The following is a 16908-nucleotide window of genomic DNA, read 5'->3' as shown; positions in this document are numbered from 1 at the left end:
ACGGAAGGTGTTGTATGTAAAACATAAAAAAACGCGCTGCGCTGCGCTCCCGGCGCTTATTTCGGGTACAAAATCATCTGGGTGCAGCGGAACAGGGCGATGGTCTTGCCGTTCGCTTCGTTGGTGACCACCACGTCCCACACCTGGGTGGTTTTGCCGAGGTGGGCGGCCTTGGCCACGCAGGCGATCGCGCCATCGCGCGCGGTGCCCAGGTGGTTCGACTTGATTTCGATGGTGGTGAAGCTGTTCGCCCCTTGCGGCAGGTTGGCCACGCAGGCATAGCCGGCGGCGGTGTCGGCCAGGGTGATGACGCTGCCGGCATGCAGGAAGCCGTTCGGCGCGAGCAAGTGCGGCTTGACTTCCAGGCGCGCGGCCACTTCGCCATCGGCCACTTTGGTGATTTCCACACCCAGGTAGCCGGGCAGGGTGCCGGCGCCGAAACTGTTCATCGATTCAGGGGTAAACTGCTGTTGCGTGGTCATGGTGTGCCCGTTCGTGTTGTAGAAATAAGCACGATTGTACGTTTTTATTCCCAGCCCGGTTACCAGAGGTCAGATCGTGAAAAAACTTGCTTTAACACTGCTGTGCTTGACGGCATTGCTGCCCGTGACGAACGCCCTGGCCCAGGACACCGCCCCGGCGCGCCTGGTCGATGCGGCACGCTCCCAGATCGGCGTGACCACCAAATACGACCCGCGCTACGAGCGCCTGGCCTTCCCCGGCGGCGACGTGCCGGCCGAGCGCGGCGTATGCACCGACGTGGTGGTGCGCGCCTACCGCAAGGTCGGGGTCGACTTGCAGGAACTGGTGCATCGCGACATGAAGGCGGCCTGGAGCGCCTATCCGAAACTGTGGCAGCTGAAACGCCCCGATCCGAATATCGACCACCGGCGCGTGCCCAACCTGGCCACCTTCTTTACGCGCCACGGCAGGTCGATGACGCCGGCGCGCGAGGCCGCCGCCTACCAGGCGGGCGATGTGGTCACCTGGATGCTGCCGGGTAACCTGCCGCACATCGGCATCGTTGCCGACAAGCGTACTGCGGCCGGGGTGCCGCTGGTGATCCACAACATCGGCAACGGCACCCAGATCGAAGACATGCTGTTCGCCTATACGCTGACCGGGCATTACCGCTTCAATCCGGCCGACAAGGCGCCGGTCAAGACAGCGGCGGCCAAGCCAGCCGTCAGCGCAAGCCGCTGACCGAGCCTTCCTTCGGATAGTCGATCTTGTACTCGACCTGGAATGTGGCGGTCGCGCCGGCGGCCAGGGTCTTTTTCCAGGCCACCACGCCACGGCGCTGCTCCCAGGTATCGGTGAACGGCTTCGGATCGAACGTGGCCTCGACCTTGACCTCCTCGGAGGTGCTGACCGGGGACGAATCGAACACCAGCAGCTCGACCGGCGTCTTGTGGCGGTTGACCAGGGTGAACACATCGGCGCGCACGCTGCTGGCGCGCCCGCCGAAGATGCCCTTGCTGCCGGTCTTGCCGGCCACCGGGTCGAGCGAGACCTTGACAAGGTCGTCGCGCCCGAACGAGAACAGGGCCTTGTCGCCATCTTGCAGGTTCCACTGGGTGGCGCCGATGTAGCCGCCGTCGCGGAACAGTTGCATGTTACCCGACGGCCAGACGCCGTCGGGACGGGCCGCTTCGGCCATGACGATGGCAAACTTTTCCAGGCGCGGCGTCACGCGCAGATGCTGGGTAACCGGCAGCGCCAGGGTCGACAGGGTGACCGAGATGGCGCGTCCGTCGGAAGCCAGGTTGACCCGGCCCGGCACCTCGAATTCGGTGGCGAACACGCCCTGCAGTTCGGCGATATCGTACTCGTTGACACGCTTGATCGAACTGCCGGTGACTTCGACGCGCTGGTACCCGTCCTTGAGCATGTTCATGGGCGCGGCCGCCACTGGCGCCGGGGCTGGTCGTGGCGGCTGCGGCGGGCGGTACGCCAGCAGCCACGGCTGCGGCTCGCGTCCGGTCGGCGACAGGCGCGGCTGGCTGGTCGAAAGCGTCAGCTTGACGTTGCTCCAGTCTTCCCCGGTGCTCTGCGACATGGTGGCAAGGCGCTCAAGGTCGACCCTGGACGCGGCCGAGTCGAGACTGGCGCGGTAGCCAGGCTTCCATCCGGCATTGTCGCGCTGGTAGCTGATGGTCAGGGTGCCGGCCCTGGCCGCCGCCAGGCGCACCACCATGCTGCGCACATCCTTTTCATTGGAATCGAGGCCGGCCAGGTCGCTCTCGAGCGCGGCGATTTTCTTGTCGAGCTCGCGCTGCTGCACGGCCAGTTTCTGGATCTTGATCAGCGCCTCGCTGGCGCCGCGCCCCAGGGTGTCGATCACGCCGGCCAGCGCCTTGCCATTGTCCGGCCCCTGCGCCCTCGCGCCCTCGGCCGCGCCGCCGTTGTAGCGCTCCAGGTAGCCCTTGACGATGGCGGCCGACCTGGACTCGGCGTCGAGCACCGCCTTCTGGTCCTTGAGGCGCTCGATCTCGCCCGCCAGCCTGGCCTCGGCGGGGTTGACCGCTTCGCTGCCGGCCTTGTCGCGCGAGACCACGTCAGCCACGCGGATGCCGGGTGCGGCCTGCACCCGTACGCTTTCCAGGTTGAAATTGGCCGGCAAGCCATCGATGACGACCTCGGTGGCGCCAGCGGCGACCTGGGCGGTGCGCACCACGGTGGCGCTGCCGGGATACAGGGTGACGGCCGTGACCGGGGCAATGGTGCTGGCCAGGCAGAGCGGACTGGACAGGGCCAGCACAGTGAACAAAGTAGGGTGCATGGTGTTCTTTCGGGTGTGGACGAGGATGGTTTGTTATTGAAACGGACGCTGGCGCAAAACGGGGTTAAACACCGTCCTGCCAGTCGTCACAAGGCCGCCAGCGCGCTTTCCCAGTAGGGCGGGGTGCCCACATGCTCGCGCAGGTAAGCGGTGAACAATTGCGCCTTGACCGGATGCGAACGCCCCGGCAGACGCACCGCGTGGATGCCGTCGGTGACCACCGACAGCCCCTGGCTGGCCGGTCCGAACAGCGCCACCAGTTGCCCGGCGACCAGCGCCTCGCTCGCGAGCCAGCTCGGCAGGTGCGCCACGCCGGCGCCGCCGATGGCCGCGTCGAGCATGAAATCGACATCGTCGCTGCGCAAGGCGCCGCTCACCTGCAAGGGTTTGTTGCGGTTGACGCCCTCGAAGGTCCACCAGCACGCCAGCGCGCTGCGGCTGACGTAGCTCATGCAATGATGGTCGAGCAAATCGAGCGGGGTGGCCGGGGTGCCGTGCCGTTCCAGGTAAGTGGGGCTGGCGCAGGCGATGCGGCGGCGCGGCGCCAGCCAGGTGGCCAGCAGGTCGCTGTCGGGCAGGGGGCCGAGGCGGATCGCCACGTCGACGCGCTGGGCCGCCAGGTCGACCACGTCGTCGTTCAGTTGCAGCTCCAGTTCCAGCAGCGGATAGCGGTGCAGGAACTCGCCCAATACCGGGGCGATGTGGCGCCGCCCGAATGCGCGCGGGGCGGTGACGGTGAGCACGCCGCGCGGCTCCGGGTCGACCGCCGTGACGGCCGCCTTGGCCTCGGCCAGCTCGGCCACCAGATGGCGCGCACGCGGCACGAAGCGCTCGCCGGCATCGGTCAGCAGCACCACGCGCGAACCGCGCACGAAGAGTTTGGCGCCGACCTCGGCTTCGAGCCAGTCGATCCGGCGCGACACCGACGACACCGCCAACTGCAAGGTCTTGGCGGCGCGCGACAGGTTGCCGCTGTCGACGACGGCGAGAAAACAATGCAGGGCATCGAACATGGGAACGGCTCCGGTGAGGTTTGCGCCTGGAAGGTTTGCACACAGCGCAAAGATAGTTTGCACATTGCCATATTGTTCCGCGCGGCGCAACGCTGCATACTGCTGTTGCTGCCACTTGGCATTTTCCCATCCCCCTGACCGAAAGACGCCATGACCTCACTTTTCCGCACCCCGCGCACCCTGATCCTGGCGGCCGCCCTTGGCGTCGCCGCGTTTTCCGCCCTTACCGCCGCCAGCGCCGTCCACGCCGCCGCGCCGATGGCCAAGGTGTCGGCCCCCGGCTACTTCCGCATGATGCTGGGCGAATTCGAAGTAACGGCGCTGTCGGACGGCACCACCGAGCTGCCGGTCAACAAATTGCTCAAGACCGCGCCGGCCAAAGTCGACAAGGCGCTGGCCAGGTCCTTCCTGGCCAGCCCGCTCGAAACCTCGTTCAACGCCTACCTGATCAACACCGGCAGCAAGCTGGTGCTGGTCGACAGCGGCGCGGGCGGCCTGTTCGGACCGAACCTGGGCAAGCTGGTGGCGAACCTGAAGGCGTCCGGCTACCAGCCGGAGCAGGTCGATGAAATCTACATCACCCACCTGCATCCGGACCACGTGGGCGGGATTGCGAAAGACGGCGCGGCGACGTTCGCCAATGCGGTGGTGCGGGCAGACAAGCGCGACGCCGACTTCTGGCTGAGCCAGGCCAATATGGAAAAAGCCCCGGCCGACGCCAAAGGCTTCTTCCAGGGTGCGATGGCCTCGCTCAAGCCATACATCGACGCCAAGCGCTTCCAGCCGTTTGAGGGCGATACGCAACTGGTGCCGGGCGTAAAATCGAGCGCGACCTATGGCCATACGGCAGGGCATACCAGCTACGTGGTCGAAAGCGGCGGCAAGAAGCTGCTGCTGGTGGGCGACCTGATCCACGTGGGTGCGGTGCAGTTCGACGAGCCGGGCGTGACGATTGCGTTCGATTCGGATGAAAAAGCCGCGCTGGCCCAGCGCATGAAGGCATTCAGCGCCGCCGCAAAAGACGGTACCTGGGTGGGGGCATCGCACTTGCAGTTCCCGGGCATCGGGCACGTGCGCAGCGCCGGCAAGTCGTATCAGTGGGTGCCGGTCAATTACACGCAGATGCGTTAAGGCGCAGGGAGGTTGCCGGCTTGTGCCGGCCGCCTTACCTGGGAAGCTGTGGCGTTGCCAGACGCCGCAGGAAGATCAGCCGGTGCGTCCGGCTTTTTTCACGAGTTCGAATTCGTGTGCGAGCAAGTACAGACCGGTGCACGCAGATTGCCCAGGCGCTTCTTGCCACCAGTGCGTCACGCTGGCCTTGCCGTCCTCAGGAAATTCCTCAATGAGATACTCGTTGTTGAGCATCGCCAGCGTATGCGGCAACTCATCGGCGGGGAGCCAATCAAGCAGTCCCTGGTCGATTTCCAGTACGCGCACCATATCGCCAATCGCAACCTCATTGCCGTGCCGGTCTTTCATCGTGTTCTTTCCGCAGCCAGTCGGGCCACAAATGTATTAACAGTGCTTGCTGCTTGTTCGGGAGCCCTTTGCAGCAGCAGGTGCGGCCCCGGTATTGCCACCAGGCGCCAGTCCGGGCACAGCGTGGACAGCAGACGCGAGGCGGACGCAGGCACGATCCAGTCGCGCGTTGCTTGCAGGTACAGTACCGGGACCGCAACGGAGTGCGCGTGCGCCGTGTAGTCGACCGCCATCACTTCCTTCAACCGCAGGCGCAGGCGCGCGGGCGGCGCCTTGTCGAGCGCGCGGCGCAATGCGTGCCGCAATGCCGCCGGCGCACCGAAGCCGAGCAGGAACGGGGCGATCAGGGGAGTCAAAACGGGCCACATGGGCAGCATGCCGACCAGTGGTTTGAGCGGCGCCAGCAGCGGGCGCGGATTGCGCGCAAAGGTGCAGCACAGCGCCAGGCCGATCAGTCCTGGCGGCTTTGAGGCAGCCAGCGCAATGGCCACCGGCCCGGAGAACGACTCGCCGATCAGCACGAACGGACGGTCAAGCGGCAACTGCATGCGTGCATAGTCGGTCAGCCCGGCATAACCGAGCGCTGGAGAGGACGGATAGGAGACGACGATCGTCTCCACCCCGGGTCCGAGCGCGGCAATGAAGCCGGCGGACAGGTCGCCGCTTCCGTCCATTCCCGAAAGCAGAACCACAGTCACCACCGGCGCAGAATTCAAGTTTTGATCCCTACTGTGAGCATGCAAAACATAACGGGACTATTCATCCATCTTCACGTGTATTCGAGCAGCAACTATAACAGGACGGGTTAATGCCTTCCGGCAAGCTGACCGAAGTCAACAATCCAAGCGGCAAATAAAGCGGCCATTGGTGTTCCATATACAGAGAGCCACCATGCCATACGATTCGACCAAATTCGCGACCCATTTACGCAAAAGTGCGGCCAAGCATAGCCAGGCAAGATGCGCGAAGTAGGTGCGCCGTGCGCTGGAGGCGGGTGGCGCAGATACGAAAGGCCATCCAGTAGCAGCCAAGCTGTACGGACCTACCCTGAAGAAAAATGGATTTCATGCTATCACCGTCAAGAAACCCGAAACCTTCGTTTTCGTGGCAGGCGACAGCGTCGTGATTGCGCCAACCAAGCGTGGCAATCAGGCCGGACACATCGCCGGCTACGACGGTAAGAACTGGAGATCCGATTTTGTTCAACGCGGCTTCTGGCCGGGCACTGCTTACGAAAAGGAGGCACCGAGCTATGTTGTCTATCGCCGCTAACCGCATCATGATGATGGCCTCGCTGGCCCTGCTGCTTGGGTGGAGCAGCGCTGCCATGGCCGCGAAGCCGGAATCGGAAGCGTCCGTGGTCGCCAGGCTCTACAAGGATTTTGCCTGGCAGGCGATCGCCAGCCAATCGGACCTGTTTGGAGAAAACCTGGCGCATCAGCCCAGAACCACGCTTGAACGGTATTTCTCGCCGACGCTCGCTGCCTTGCTGGTGCGCGATGCGGCCTGCCAGGTCAGGTCCCAGGGGGTTTGCCATCTCGAGGGCGACCTTCTTTTCGACTCGCAGGACCCGAGGGTCATTGATCTGGACGTGCAGACTGTCGCGTCGGGCAGGGTCTCCGTTGCGTTCAAAGACCCTGTGACGGATGAGCAAACGAGGATCGCGTTTCATCTTTCCCAAGTGGGCGGGAAATGGAAGATTGCTGACATCAGCTATGGAAATGAACGGCAGCCATCGCTGCTGAAGGTCTTATCGCGCAAAGATCATTTATGCGTGAGCATCGGGCCGGAAACGCATGGCAAGCGTCGGGGAACACGCTATCGTCCGGCGCAGCCGGGATCGAAGGCAAGTGGTGCTGAACTTCGATCCCGGCTCGCGCGGTCGTTACTGCCGCACTAGCTATTGGCTTGTTGCAATATCGTCTACGCGCTGATCGCCACACCCGCGTTATGCGCCTGCTCGTCCGCATGGTACGAGCTGCGCACCATGGCGCCGACGGCCGCATGCACAAAGCCCATCTTGTAGGCTTCTTCTTCAAACATCTTGAACACGTCCGGGTGCACATAGCGGCGCACCGGCAGGTGGTCGCCCGACGGCGACAGGTACTGGCCGATGGTCAGCATGTCGACATTGTGGCTGCGCAAATCGCGCATCACTTGCAGGATTTCTTCGTCGGTTTCGCCCAGGCCGACCATGATGCCGGACTTGGTCACCGCGTTCGGATACAGCGCCTTGAAGTCGCGCAGCAGTTCCAGCGAGTGGGTGTAGTCGGAACCGGGACGGGCTTCCTTGTACAGGCGCGGCACGGTTTCCAGATTATGGTTCATCACGTCCGGCAAGCCGTCGGCGAAGATCGCCAGCGCCTTGGCCAGGCGGCCGCGGAAGTCGGGCACCAGCACTTCGATGCGGGTATTCGGCGACAGCGCGCGCGTCTGCTTGATGCACTCGACAAAGTGGCCGGCGCCGCCGTCGCGCAGGTCGTCGCGGTCGACCGAGGTGATCACCACGTACGACAGGCGCAGCTCGGCGATGGTCTTGGACAGGTTGTGCGGCTCGTTGACGTCGAGCGGATCGGGACGGCCGTGGCCGACGTCGCAGAACGGGCAGCGGCGGGTGCACTTGTCGCCCATGATCATGAAGGTGGCCGTGCCCTTGCCGAAGCATTCGCCGATGTTCGGGCAGCTCGCTTCTTCGCACACGGTGACCAGGTTGTTGGCGCGCAGGATGTCCTTGATTTCGTAGAAACGCGACGATGCCGAAGCGGCCTTGACGCGAATCCAGTCCGGCTTTTTCAGGCGCTCGACTTGACCGATCGGGATGATCTTGATCGGAATGCGCGAGGTCTTGCTGGCGCCTTTTTGCTTGTCGCTGGCGTTGTAGACTGGGGCGATGCTGGTGTCGGTGTCAGAAGTCATTTGGCTGCTTGCCCGTGGGGCTCTGTGGTGTTGTTCGATGCGGTATGCATTTCGTCCTGCGCTACGCTGCCGGCGCCAAGCTGGCGCACCAGTTCCTGCGCCAGGGCTTGTTGCACGTCGGCCAGCGCGGCCGCGCTGCCCATGCTGCGCATATCGACCGTTTCCAGGCCCGCGTAACCACACGGGTTGATCCAGGAAAACGGCGCCAGGTCCATCGCCACATTCAGCGACACGCCATGGTAGGTGCAGCCGTTGCCGCGCACCTTGAGGCCGAGCGCAGCGATCTTGGCGCCCTTGCGCGGCCCGCCGGCGATATAAATGCCAGGCGCGCCCGCGATGCGCTCGCCAGCAAGATTATACGCCTCCAGCACATTGATGATCGCCTGCTCGATTTTTTCGACGAATTGCCGTGCGTACAACTTGCCGCCGGGCTTGTTGCGGCGCAGGTCCATCAGCAGGTAAATCACCACCTGGCCGGGTCCGTGGAAGGTGACTTCGCCGCCGCGGTCGGTCTGGACCACGGGAATGCCGTGGGCCGGCGTGCCCTCGGCGGCCAGCAGGTGGGCGCGGTCGGCGCCCAGGCCCAGCGTGAATACGGGAGGGTGCTCGACGATCCACAGTTCGTCGGTGGTGTCAGGCGCGCGCGCGTCGGTAAAGGCGCGCATGGCGGCAAACACCGGCTCGTAGTCGGCACGGCCGAGGTCGCGGATGATCGCCTGCGCAGGGCGGATGGAGGGCATGGGTCGTCGATCGGGGTAAGAGGGGCACGTCATTATATGCCAGTGCGCGCGCCCGGCGGGCAGGGCGGCGCCGGCAGCCGCCGGGGAACGCTTAATTCAAGCAGAGCTCGTCGCGCACCTTCTCTTCGTCCGGCGCGCGCTGGCCGGTGCGGGCGGAAACCCGTTGCTGGATGGCCGACAAGGCTGGAAAACTGTAGCGTTTGCAACTCATGAAGTCCCACACCTCGGCAGTGAACCTATTGACCGAGAAATGTCCCAGGGTGAACATCATCGCCACCTTGGGCGGGCTGTGGTACAGCTGCAGGGAAAAGTAGCCGTGCGCATCCGGCGCATCCCTGGAGGGTCCCTCGACAAACAGATGGGCGTCCTTGCGCTTCATCTGGAATTTTTCGTGTTTCAGCACCACGGACAGCACCTGCTCGGCCTGCCGCAAGGTCAGACCGGATGGCCGGATGTGCTGCGCATCGAGCGGCGCCGCAAGCGCCGGCATGCCCGCCAGCAGGGCGCCAGCGAGCAGCAGGGCGCCAGACCTGCGCGGAAACTGCATTTCCATATCCATCCGACTCCCGTAATGTGGTTTTTTCAATAACGCCATTGTACGCCGCCAGCGGGGCGCGCTGGGCCGCCGCGCGCCGCATTAGCATAGTTGAAATGCTTCGTTGCCGCGCCAAACGCGCGCCGATAAGCTGGGTGCTCGATCATCACCCGTTCACCGCCATGGCCGCCGTCCTCGACACCCGTTTCGACATCGCCCCCTTCGACGCCCCGCTGGGCGCGGCCATTACCGGGCTCGACCTCTCAAGCCCGCTCAGCCGCGAGGACGTCGCCCTGATCCACCGCGCCCACCTGGAGCACCATGTGCTGGTGTTTCGCGACCAGCACATCACGCCGGCGCAGCAGGTCGCTTTCAGCCGCCTTTTCGGTCCGCTGCAAATCCATGTGCTGCGCCAGTTCCAGCTGCCGACCCAGCCGGAAGTGCTGCGCATTTCCAACATCAAGGAAAACGGCCAGCCGATCGGCCTGGGCGACGCCGGCCATTTCTGGCATTCCGACCTGTCGTACAAGAGCGTCCCCAGCCTGGGCTCGATGCTGCACGCGCAGGAGTTGCCGCAAGACGGGGGCGACACCCTGTTCGCCAACCAGCACCTGGCCTGGGACCAGTTGCCGGGCTACCTGCGGCGCGCCATCGACGGGCGCAGCGCCGAACACAGCTACCTGGCCAAGTATGCCGAACTGCAAAAGCGCAGCCCGTGGCGTCCCAACCTGACCCGCGCCCAGATCGAGGAAGTGGCGCCGGTCACCCATCCCATCGTGCGCACCCATCCGGAAACCGGACGCCGCGCGCTGTTTGTCAGCGAGCATTTCACCACCCGCGTGATCGGCTTGCCCGACAGCGACAGCCGCGCCCTGCTCGATGAGCTGTTCGCCTTCAGCACCCGGCCCGCATTCATTTACCGCCACCAATGGCAGGCGCGCGACATGGTGTTCTGGGATAACCGCTCGGTCATGCACCTGGCCGCTGGTTGCCCGGAAGACCAGCGCCGCTTGCTGTACCGCACCACCATTGAAGGCAATCCGCCGTTCTGAGTTGCGCCAACCAAGGAAACCACCATGAAGCTGTTGAACAAGGCCGCCATTGCCCTCGCCTGCGCCACCGCGCTGGCGGCCCAACCGGCGCGGGCCGAAGGACGCATCCGCATCGCCGGGCAGTTCGGCATCGTGTACCTGCTGCTGAACGTAGCGCAGGACCAGAAACTGATCGAAAAGCATGGCCGCAAGCAGGGCGTGGAGATCGATGTGGACTGGGTCAAGCTGTCGGGCGGGGCGGTGATCAACGATGCGCTGCTGTCGGGCTCGATCGACATCGCCAGCGCCGGCATCGGGCCCTTGCTGACCGTCTGGGACCGCACCGCCGGCAAGCAGAACGTCAAGGGTGTGGCGTCGCTCGGCAACTTTCCGTATTACCTGATCAGCACCAATCCGAACGTCAAGACCATCGCCGACTTCAGCGACAAGGACCGCATCGCACTGCCGGCGGTGACGGTGTCGGTGCAGGCGCGGATTTTGCAGATGGCGGCGGCCAAACAGTGGGGCACGGCCGAGTTCAAGAAACTCGACCGTCTGACCCAGGCGCTGCCGCATCCGGACGCGGCCGCCGCCATCATTGCCGGCCAGACCGAGATCAATGCCCATTTCGCCACGCCGCCTTACCAGGAGCAGGAACTGGCGGCCAATCCGAAGGCGCATATCGTGCTCGATTCCTACGAGGTGCAGGGCGGGCCGGGTTCGTCCACGGTGTTGTACGCCACCGAAAAATACCTGAAGGACAATCCGAAAACCTACCGCGCCTTTGTCGATGCGCTGGCCGAGGCGGCGCAGTTCATCAGCGCCAGCCCGGAGGCGGCGGCTGACGCGTATCTGCGCGTAAACAAGAGCAGCATCGACCGCGCCCTGCTCTTGAAAGTGATCAAGAACCCGAAAGTGCAGTTCCAGGTGGCGCCGCAAAACACCTTCGGCCTCGCGCAGTTCCTGTTCCAGGCCGGCGCGCTGAAAAAACAGCCGACCAGCTGGCGCGATTACTTTTTCCAGAGCCCGGCTGTGGCCTCGGGTAGCTGACATGGACGCGCAGCGCTTCCCTATCGGCCCGCATGAGGCGCTGCTGCGCGCCGAGGGCGTGACGCTCGAGTACCGCAGCGGCGCCGCCAGCGTGCGCGCCACGGAGAATGTGAGCTTCGAGGTGTACCGGGGCGACCGCCTGGTGCTGCTGGGGCCGTCCGGCTGCGGCAAGTCGACATTGCTCAAGGCTATCGCGGGCTTCATCACCCCGCGCGCCGGCAGCCTGACCCTGGACGGCCAGCCTATCGTGCGCCCCGGCCCGGACCGGATCGTGGTGTTCCAGGAATTCGACCAGTTGCCGCCCTGGAAAACGGTCAAGGGCAATGTCATGTTTCCGCTGTTGGCGGGCGGCATGGCCAGGGCCGAGGCGCAGGCGCGCGCGCTGCACTGGATCGGCAAGGTCGGGCTGTCGCCGTTCGTCGATGCCTTTCCGCACACCTTGTCGGGCGGCATGAAGGCGAGGGTGGCGATTGCGCGGGCGCTGGCGATGCAGCCGGCCATCCTGCTGATGGACGAGCCCTTCGCCGCGCTCGACGCGCTTACGCGCCGCAGCATGCAGGAGGAACTGCAAACCTTATGGGAGGAAAACCGCTTCACGATGCTGTTCGTCACCCATTCGATCGAGGAAGCGTTAGTGGTCGGCAACCGCATCGTGCTGCTGTCGCCCCATCCGGGCCGCGTGCGCGCTGAACTGAACAGTCACCAATTCGACCTCGGCAGCGCCGGCGGCGAGGCGTTCCAGGCGGCCGCGCAGCGGATTCACCGCCTGCTGTTCGACGACGATACCGTGGCCGCCCCAGCGCCGGCGGCCTTGTCCACGAAGTTGTGCACCAGCTTGCCCACAGCCTTATCCATACCCTTATCCACCCGCTTGCCCACACCCTTGCCCACAGAGTTATCCACCCAGTTATCCACCGGGCTGCACGCATGAGCGGGCAGCCATTGCCGCCGATCCGGCCGGAATACGTGGTCCCCCTGAGCGCGCCCGCGCTCGTCGCGCCGGCTGCCGCACGGGCCCCGCTGCGGCGCGCACTGCAACACGCCTGGCTGCGCAAGTCGCTCCTGCTGCTGGTTCTGGCCGTGCTGTGGGAAGCGCTGGCGCGCTGGCAGGATAACGACTTGCTGCTGCCGGGCGCGCTGCAGACGGCGCGCGCGTTTGCGTCAGGCATGGTCTCGGGCGAATTGCCCGGCTACGTGGCGGCCTCGCTGGCGGTGCTGGTGCAGGGTTACGCGCTGGGCGTGACCGCGGCGTTGCTGCTGACCTCGCTGGCGATCGGCACCCGCTTCGGGCGCGACCTGCTGGAAACCCTGACCGCGATGTTCAATCCGCTGCCGGCCATCGCGCTGCTTCCGCTGGCGCTGCTGTGGTTCGGACTGGGCCGCGCCAGCCTGGTATTCGTGCTGGTCCATTCGGTGATGTGGCCGCTGGCGCTGAACGCCTACGCCGGTTTTGGCAGCGTGCCGGAAACCCTGCGCATGGCTGGGCGCAATTACGGCCTGAACGGGACAAGGCTGGTGTTCCAGGTGATGATTCCGGCGGCGCTACCGGCCATTTTGTCGGGACTGAAAATCGGCTGGGCATTTGCCTGGCGCACCCTGATCGCGGCCGAGCTGGTGTTCGGGACCACCTCGGGCAAGGGCGGACTCGGCTGGTATATCTTCCAGAGCCGCAATGAGTTGTTCACCGACAAGGTATTTGCCGGGCTGGCGGCGGTGATCGTGATCGGCTTGCTGGTCGAGGGGCTGGTGTTTCAGACCCTGGAACGCCTGACGGTGCGGCGCTGGGGGATGCAGCGCCAGGCGCTGGGCACGGCGGCCTAGCTCGCGGTGCGGCCGCCCAAGCCAGATAAGTCAGTCCAGGCCGGACAACTCGCTCTTTGCGTTCTTGTCGACATAGTAATAAGGCCTATCGCCTTTGTTGATAATGCCCACGCTGCCAACTCCCACCAGAAATTCCTTGCCCTGTTCGCTCGCTTTGAAGTAGCAGGCACCAAAAGAATAGTCGTGAAAGTCGGAAGCGAATATCGGCCTGACGTTTTTCCAATAAGTGCAGAATTGCTCCGGAGTCATGGTGAACGCCGCACAATAAGCGACCTCCTCCAGATCCTTTATCTCACTGGACGTTACTTTGACAATATGCGCTGGCACTGGCGGCGTTGTCCGCACAGTTATCCACCCGCTTGCCCACAGCCTTTCCACGTGCTTATCCACGCGCTCGCCCACACCTTGTCCACAGGCTTATCCACCGGGCGGCGCGGGAGATGGCATCAATCGATGCCGTTCAGGCCCGATTTCGCGTCCTTGTTGACGTAGTAATAAATCGTATCGCCTTTGGTCACGCTGCCAAGTCCGCCGTCCCCGACCAGGTATTCCGTGCCGTTTTCCATTGTTTTGAATTGGCAGGGGCTGTAGTTGTACTCATGCACTTCGATGTCGAAGATCGGCCTGGCGTTTTTCCAGTACGTGCGAAATTGTTCGGCAGTCATGCTGGCGAACTTGCAGTTCCCATGATGCTCAGCCGCGCCGTCCCCGATCACCTTGACGATATTGTTGCCGTCCACCCGCACCGGCGCATACCACCACAGGGCGCCAGCGCCGATGACGGCGGCCAATGTCAGCACAATCACCGCGATTGCTTGCGCTATTGTTTTCAGAAGATTGATGACAGCGCGCGCCAAGACAATCACATCACGATCTTGACCATGTGGTGAGCGTGCAGCGCGCGGTACAAGTCGTCGAGCTGCTCGCGGCTGATGGCGCGCACGGTGACGGTCAGTCCGGTGTAGTTGCCTTGCGGCGAAGGGCGCACTTCCATGCGGCCGATGTGGAAGGTGGGGTCGAATTCAAGCACCACGTCGACGATGGTCGCTGCGAAATCGTCATGCGTGGCGCCCATCACCTTGATCGGGAAGTCGCTCGGGTATTCAATGAGGGATTCAGTCGGTTCCATACACAATCCAGTTCTAAAGATGTCGACACAGGCGCCCCCCGTATGGGAACGCGCTATTGCGACATTGTAGCCAAAAAAAGGCCAGCGCTAGGCTGGCCTTGAACTATTCCCTTGGGGGGGAACAGGTGAGACGGGTAAGGCGAGCCTGCGGCTCAACGAATCTGCTGCTGCACGTTTTCGCGGCGATCCTGGCGTTGCTCACGTTGCTCGCGCGCGCGTTCGCGCTTGTCGGCCTCTTCGGCCTGCTTCTGATGCTGGGCCTGGACTTGCTGCGCCTGTGCTTGCTGCGCTTGCTGGGCTTGGGCTTGCTGTGCTTGCTGCGCCTGGCGCGCCTGGGCCTGCGCCACCTCGCGCTGGGCATCGCGTTGCTGCGCCTCACGTTGCTGGGCGTCACGCTGCTGGCGCTCTGCCTGCTGGCGTTCAGCTTGTTGGCGGCGCGCATTTTCGGCATCCTGCTGCCCACGCTCGGCCTGCTGGCGGCGCGCGCTATCGGCGTCGCGCTGCTGGCGCTCTTGCTGCTGGCGCTCGGCCTGCTGCTGGCGCTCGACCTGGCGCAAGCGTTCCTGGTCGCCCTGCTGCTGGCGTTCGAGCTGGCGCAGGCGATCCTGGTCGGCGTCGCGCTGCAGCCGCTCGGCCAGCTGGCGGTTGTTGCTCTCGCGCTGCTGGCGCTCGGCCTGCTGGCGGTTGAGGGCGTCGCGTTGTCCCTGCAACTGCGCTTCGGCCTCGCGCTGGCGCCGCGCGTTCTCGATCGCGCTCAGGCGGTCGGCCTGGGCGCCGCGCTGGCCCGCGGCATCAAGCTCGCGCCGGCGTTCGGCCAGCTCGGCTTCGCGCAGGCGTTGCTGGCCGTCCGCAGTGCGGCGGTTGTCCGCTTCCAGCTCGCGCAGGCGGCGTTCGTTGGCCTGGTCGCGCTCGCGCCGCTCGATCTCGGCTTCGCGCTGGCGCCTGTCCTTCTCGGCCAGGCTGCGCTGCGGTTCATTGGTGGTGAGCACTTGCGGCGGCGTGCGTACGAAGCGTTCGTTGTCGCCTGGCCGGCCGTCGCGCCGGCTGAACGGCTGGCCGTCGGACGGCGCCGTGATCAGGCGGCCAATGGCGTTGCGGTCGGGCTTGCCATCGCCATCGCGGTCGAAGCGATTCGGCCAGTTGCCCTGCGGACGCGGCGGCGCGCCGAACGGAATGTTCTGGGTCGCCAGCGGCGTGAGCACCGGGCGCGGCGCGCGCGGCACCAGAATTGGGTTGCGCCCGACGAACTGGTTCAGCCCGACCACGGTCAGGCCGTCATGCCGGCCCGGACGATAGTCGGGACGCGCGTGGCGGTTGTGGTGGCGCAGGTGCTCGGGCCGCAGGTGGTAGCCGGGCACGTAGGATTCGCCCGGATTGAGTGGATACCAGCCCTGCGCGGGCGCGTTGCGGCGCGCGCCATTGTCGTTGAAGCTGAGATTCCAGTTACTCCCGCCGACCCAGCCGACCAACGCCGGCGCCCACACCGGACGCCCGATATTGCGCCCCGGCGCCCACGACCAGCGCTGCCTGACCATCACCCAGCGCCCGTAGTGCGAGGGCGCGTAGCCCCACGGGGCGTTGTCGACCCAGGTCCAGCCCCACGGGGCCAGATAGGTCCAGCGGCCGTCGCGGTACGGCACCCAGTCGGCCGCCACGCTGCGCGGCGTCCACAGGGGGCCGTAGTCGCTGTCCTCGCGCCAGACGCCGTGCTGGTCGAGTTCTTCGTAGCCGGTCATCTCGGTCGTCACGTAGCGATCCGAGGTGGTGCGTTCGTCGCGCGCGTCGCGCTGCAGCGACCAGTCGTCGAAACTGTCGCGTACCGCCAGCGCCGTGCGCACATCGTCGTTGTGCACATCGACGCGCTTGCCGGCGCGCACCGAGAGACTGGAACCGCCGCCGTCGACCTGGGCCGTGCCCTCGAACACCGAGACATTGGTGGTGTCGCGCACGCGTTCGGCGTCGATGCGCAGGCGGCCGACTTCTTTCATGCGCACCATGCCCTGCGGGGTGGAAATGTCGAGCCCGCGCAGCATGTCGGCGTTGCGTACCCGCAAGCTCAGGCTGCCGTAATGCAAGTGCAGGCGCAGCTTGTCGTCGTCGAGTTCGATGACGTCGAGCGAGGAGTCGCCGTCGAGCCGCACCGAGGTCGAGCCGATCCGGATTTCGGTGCGGCCGTTGCGCTGCGTGACGATCTGGTTGCTGGTCGTCACCGGCCAGTTGACCAGCGCCGCCGTGGCTTCCTCGCCGACCTCGGTGCTGATGTTCACCGGTCCCTGGCTGTGTGCAATGCGGCCCACGCGCGCCGGCGTCTCGGCCAGCGCCAGGGTCGACAGGGCGGAAAACGCCAACACCATCACGGTTTTACGGAAAGGAATAGTCATACAGGCTCCAGGAGGGCGCACAAGGGACGTC

The 16908-nt window shown here is 64.9% G+C and carries 20 protein-coding genes; 8 read left to right on the top strand and 12 right to left on the bottom strand.

Going from position 1 to position 16908, the window contains the following annotated elements; all coding sequences use genetic code 11:
• Positions 1–56 precede the first annotated feature (56 nt).
• Positions 57–482 carry a PaaI family thioesterase gene (locus F1609_RS23910; RefSeq protein ID WP_167079159.1) on the bottom strand — a complete coding sequence of 142 codons (426 nt, stop codon included), beginning with the start codon at positions 480–482 and terminating at the stop codon, positions 57–59.
• A gap of 124 nt (positions 483–606) precedes the next feature.
• On the opposite strand from F1609_RS23910, the gene F1609_RS23905 reads away from it, so the two are divergent.
• Complete coding sequence (locus tag F1609_RS23905) at positions 607–1203, top strand: DUF1287 domain-containing protein (protein ID WP_196785482.1); 597 nt, start codon at positions 607–609, stop codon at positions 1201–1203.
• On the opposite strand, the gene F1609_RS23900 is transcribed toward F1609_RS23905, so the two are convergent.
• On the bottom strand, positions 1187–2782 hold the full coding sequence (locus F1609_RS23900; RefSeq protein ID WP_167079157.1) for a mucoidy inhibitor MuiA family protein: 1596 nt from the start codon (positions 2780–2782) through the stop codon (positions 1187–1189). The two genes, F1609_RS23905 and F1609_RS23900, sit on opposite strands and share 17 nt — an antisense overlap.
• 86 nt (positions 2783–2868) lie before the next feature.
• A complete protein-coding gene (locus tag F1609_RS23895; protein ID WP_167079156.1) occupies positions 2869–3795 on the bottom strand; it encodes a LysR family transcriptional regulator in 927 nt (308 codons plus the stop codon).
• Between the two features lie 150 nt (positions 3796–3945).
• Between F1609_RS23895 and F1609_RS23890 the strand changes: the two genes are divergently transcribed.
• Positions 3946–4926 (top strand): MBL fold metallo-hydrolase, encoded by a 981-nt coding sequence (locus F1609_RS23890; protein ID WP_167079155.1) that lies wholly within the window; start codon positions 3946–3948, stop codon positions 4924–4926.
• A gap of 75 nt (positions 4927–5001) precedes the next feature.
• On the opposite strand, the gene F1609_RS23885 is transcribed toward F1609_RS23890, so the two are convergent.
• Together F1609_RS23885 and F1609_RS23880 are read right to left on the bottom strand one after the other, a co-directional pair.
• Positions 5002–5274: a hypothetical protein gene (locus F1609_RS23885; RefSeq protein ID WP_167079154.1), complete on the bottom strand. Its 273-nt coding sequence runs from the start codon at positions 5272–5274 to the stop codon at positions 5002–5004.
• A complete protein-coding gene (locus tag F1609_RS23880; protein ID WP_167079153.1) occupies positions 5271–5990 on the bottom strand; it encodes an alpha/beta fold hydrolase in 720 nt (239 codons plus the stop codon). The genes F1609_RS23885 and F1609_RS23880 overlap by 4 nt, the downstream gene beginning before the upstream one ends.
• 256 nt (positions 5991–6246) lie before the next feature.
• On the opposite strand from F1609_RS23880, the gene F1609_RS23875 reads away from it, so the two are divergent.
• Together F1609_RS23875 and F1609_RS23870 are read left to right on the top strand one after the other, a co-directional pair.
• A complete protein-coding gene (locus F1609_RS23875) occupies positions 6247–6546 on the top strand; it encodes a hypothetical protein (protein WP_196785481.1) in 300 nt (99 codons plus the stop codon).
• Complete coding sequence (locus tag F1609_RS23870; RefSeq protein WP_167079152.1) at positions 6527–7174, top strand: YqhG/Tai3 family protein; 648 nt, start codon at positions 6527–6529, stop codon at positions 7172–7174. Before F1609_RS23875 ends, F1609_RS23870 begins: the two co-directional genes overlap by 20 nt.
• A gap of 23 nt (positions 7175–7197) precedes the next feature.
• Here the strand turns inward: F1609_RS23870 and lipA are convergent, their stop codons facing one another.
• From lipA to F1609_RS23855, 3 genes are all read right to left on the bottom strand, one after another.
• Positions 7198–8190, bottom strand: a complete 993-nt coding sequence (gene lipA, locus F1609_RS23865; protein WP_166882293.1) for a lipoyl synthase — start codon at positions 8188–8190, stop codon at positions 7198–7200.
• Positions 8187–8930 carry a lipoyl(octanoyl) transferase LipB gene (lipB, locus tag F1609_RS23860; protein ID WP_167079151.1) on the bottom strand — a complete coding sequence of 248 codons (744 nt, stop codon included), beginning with the start codon at positions 8928–8930 and terminating at the stop codon, positions 8187–8189. Before lipB ends, lipA begins: the two co-directional genes overlap by 4 nt.
• A 91-nt stretch (positions 8931–9021) precedes the next feature.
• Positions 9022–9477, bottom strand: coding sequence for a Tgi2PP family T6SS immunity protein (locus F1609_RS23855; RefSeq protein WP_167079150.1), 456 nt, complete (start codon positions 9475–9477; stop codon positions 9022–9024).
• 170 nt (positions 9478–9647) lie between these two features.
• Between F1609_RS23855 and F1609_RS23850 the strand changes: the two genes are divergently transcribed.
• The 4 genes from F1609_RS23850 to F1609_RS23835 are packed head-to-tail and all read left to right on the top strand — an operon-like array spanning position 9648 to position 13367.
• Positions 9648–10517: a TauD/TfdA dioxygenase family protein gene (locus tag F1609_RS23850; protein ID WP_167079223.1), complete on the top strand. Its 870-nt coding sequence runs from the start codon at positions 9648–9650 to the stop codon at positions 10515–10517.
• A gap of 24 nt (positions 10518–10541) precedes the next feature.
• Entirely contained in the window at positions 10542–11546 is a 1005-nt protein-coding gene (locus F1609_RS23845; RefSeq protein ID WP_167079149.1) for an ABC transporter substrate-binding protein, read from the top strand.
• A gap of 1 nt (position 11547) precedes the next feature.
• Positions 11548–12477: an ABC transporter ATP-binding protein gene (locus F1609_RS23840; RefSeq protein WP_167079148.1), complete on the top strand. Its 930-nt coding sequence runs from the start codon at positions 11548–11550 to the stop codon at positions 12475–12477.
• On the top strand, positions 12474–13367 hold the full coding sequence (locus F1609_RS23835) for an ABC transporter permease (RefSeq protein ID WP_167079147.1): 894 nt from the start codon (positions 12474–12476) through the stop codon (positions 13365–13367). The genes F1609_RS23840 and F1609_RS23835 overlap by 4 nt, the downstream gene beginning before the upstream one ends.
• A 30-nt stretch (positions 13368–13397) precedes the next feature.
• Here F1609_RS23835 and F1609_RS23830 read toward each other — a convergent pair whose 3' ends face one another.
• The 4 genes from F1609_RS23830 to F1609_RS23815 all read right to left on the bottom strand — a co-directional run bounded on the left by F1609_RS23830 (position 13398) and on the right by F1609_RS23815 (position 16877).
• Positions 13398–13769, bottom strand: a complete 372-nt coding sequence (locus F1609_RS23830; protein ID WP_167079146.1) for a hypothetical protein — start codon at positions 13767–13769, stop codon at positions 13398–13400.
• A gap of 44 nt (positions 13770–13813) precedes the next feature.
• The gene (locus tag F1609_RS23825; protein ID WP_167079145.1) at positions 13814–14224 is read right to left on the bottom strand and encodes a hypothetical protein; all 411 of its coding nucleotides are present in this window, start codon (positions 14222–14224) and stop codon (positions 13814–13816) included.
• A gap of 5 nt (positions 14225–14229) precedes the next feature.
• Positions 14230–14496: a DUF493 family protein gene (locus F1609_RS23820; protein ID WP_166889378.1), complete on the bottom strand. Its 267-nt coding sequence runs from the start codon at positions 14494–14496 to the stop codon at positions 14230–14232.
• A 152-nt stretch (positions 14497–14648) separates the two neighbouring features.
• On the bottom strand, positions 14649–16877 hold the full coding sequence (locus F1609_RS23815) for a DUF6600 domain-containing protein (protein ID WP_167079144.1): 2229 nt from the start codon (positions 16875–16877) through the stop codon (positions 14649–14651).
• Between the last annotated feature and the right edge of the window lie 31 nt (positions 16878–16908).

Source organism: Massilia aquatica (genome assembly GCF_011682045.1).
Lineage (GTDB): Bacteria > Pseudomonadota > Gammaproteobacteria > Burkholderiales > Burkholderiaceae_D > Telluria_A > Telluria_A aquatica.
The sequence above is the reverse complement of the archived record's forward strand: the minus strand, read 5'-3'. Positions and strand labels throughout refer to the sequence as shown.

Coding starts and splice junctions, on each gene's coding strand:
- F1609_RS23910 (WP_167079159.1), bottom strand. CDS start 482: ATGACCACGCAACAGCAGTTTACCCCTGAATCGATGAACAGTTTCGGC.
- F1609_RS23900 (WP_167079157.1), bottom strand. CDS start 2,782: ATGCACCCTACTTTGTTCACTGTGCTGGCCCTGTCCAGTCCGCTCTGC.
- F1609_RS23895 (WP_167079156.1), bottom strand. CDS start 3,795: ATGTTCGATGCCCTGCATTGTTTTCTCGCCGTCGTCGACAGCGGCAAC.
- F1609_RS23890 (WP_167079155.1), top strand. CDS start 3,946: ATGACCTCACTTTTCCGCACCCCGCGCACCCTGATCCTGGCGGCCGCC.
- F1609_RS23885 (WP_167079154.1), bottom strand. CDS start 5,274: ATGAAAGACCGGCACGGCAATGAGGTTGCGATTGGCGATATGGTGCGC.
- F1609_RS23870 (WP_167079152.1), top strand. CDS start 6,527: ATGTTGTCTATCGCCGCTAACCGCATCATGATGATGGCCTCGCTGGCC.
- lipA (WP_166882293.1), bottom strand. CDS start 8,190: ATGACTTCTGACACCGACACCAGCATCGCCCCAGTCTACAACGCCAGC.
- lipB (WP_167079151.1), bottom strand. CDS start 8,930: ATGCCCTCCATCCGCCCTGCGCAGGCGATCATCCGCGACCTCGGCCGT.
- F1609_RS23855 (WP_167079150.1), bottom strand. CDS start 9,477: ATGCAGTTTCCGCGCAGGTCTGGCGCCCTGCTGCTCGCTGGCGCCCTG.
- F1609_RS23850 (WP_167079223.1), top strand. CDS start 9,648: ATGGCCGCCGTCCTCGACACCCGTTTCGACATCGCCCCCTTCGACGCC.
- F1609_RS23845 (WP_167079149.1), top strand. CDS start 10,542: ATGAAGCTGTTGAACAAGGCCGCCATTGCCCTCGCCTGCGCCACCGCG.
- F1609_RS23840 (WP_167079148.1), top strand. CDS start 11,548: ATGGACGCGCAGCGCTTCCCTATCGGCCCGCATGAGGCGCTGCTGCGC.
- F1609_RS23835 (WP_167079147.1), top strand. CDS start 12,474: ATGAGCGGGCAGCCATTGCCGCCGATCCGGCCGGAATACGTGGTCCCC.
- F1609_RS23820 (WP_166889378.1), bottom strand. CDS start 14,496: ATGGAACCGACTGAATCCCTCATTGAATACCCGAGCGACTTCCCGATC.
- F1609_RS23815 (WP_167079144.1), bottom strand. CDS start 16,877: ATGACTATTCCTTTCCGTAAAACCGTGATGGTGTTGGCGTTTTCCGCC.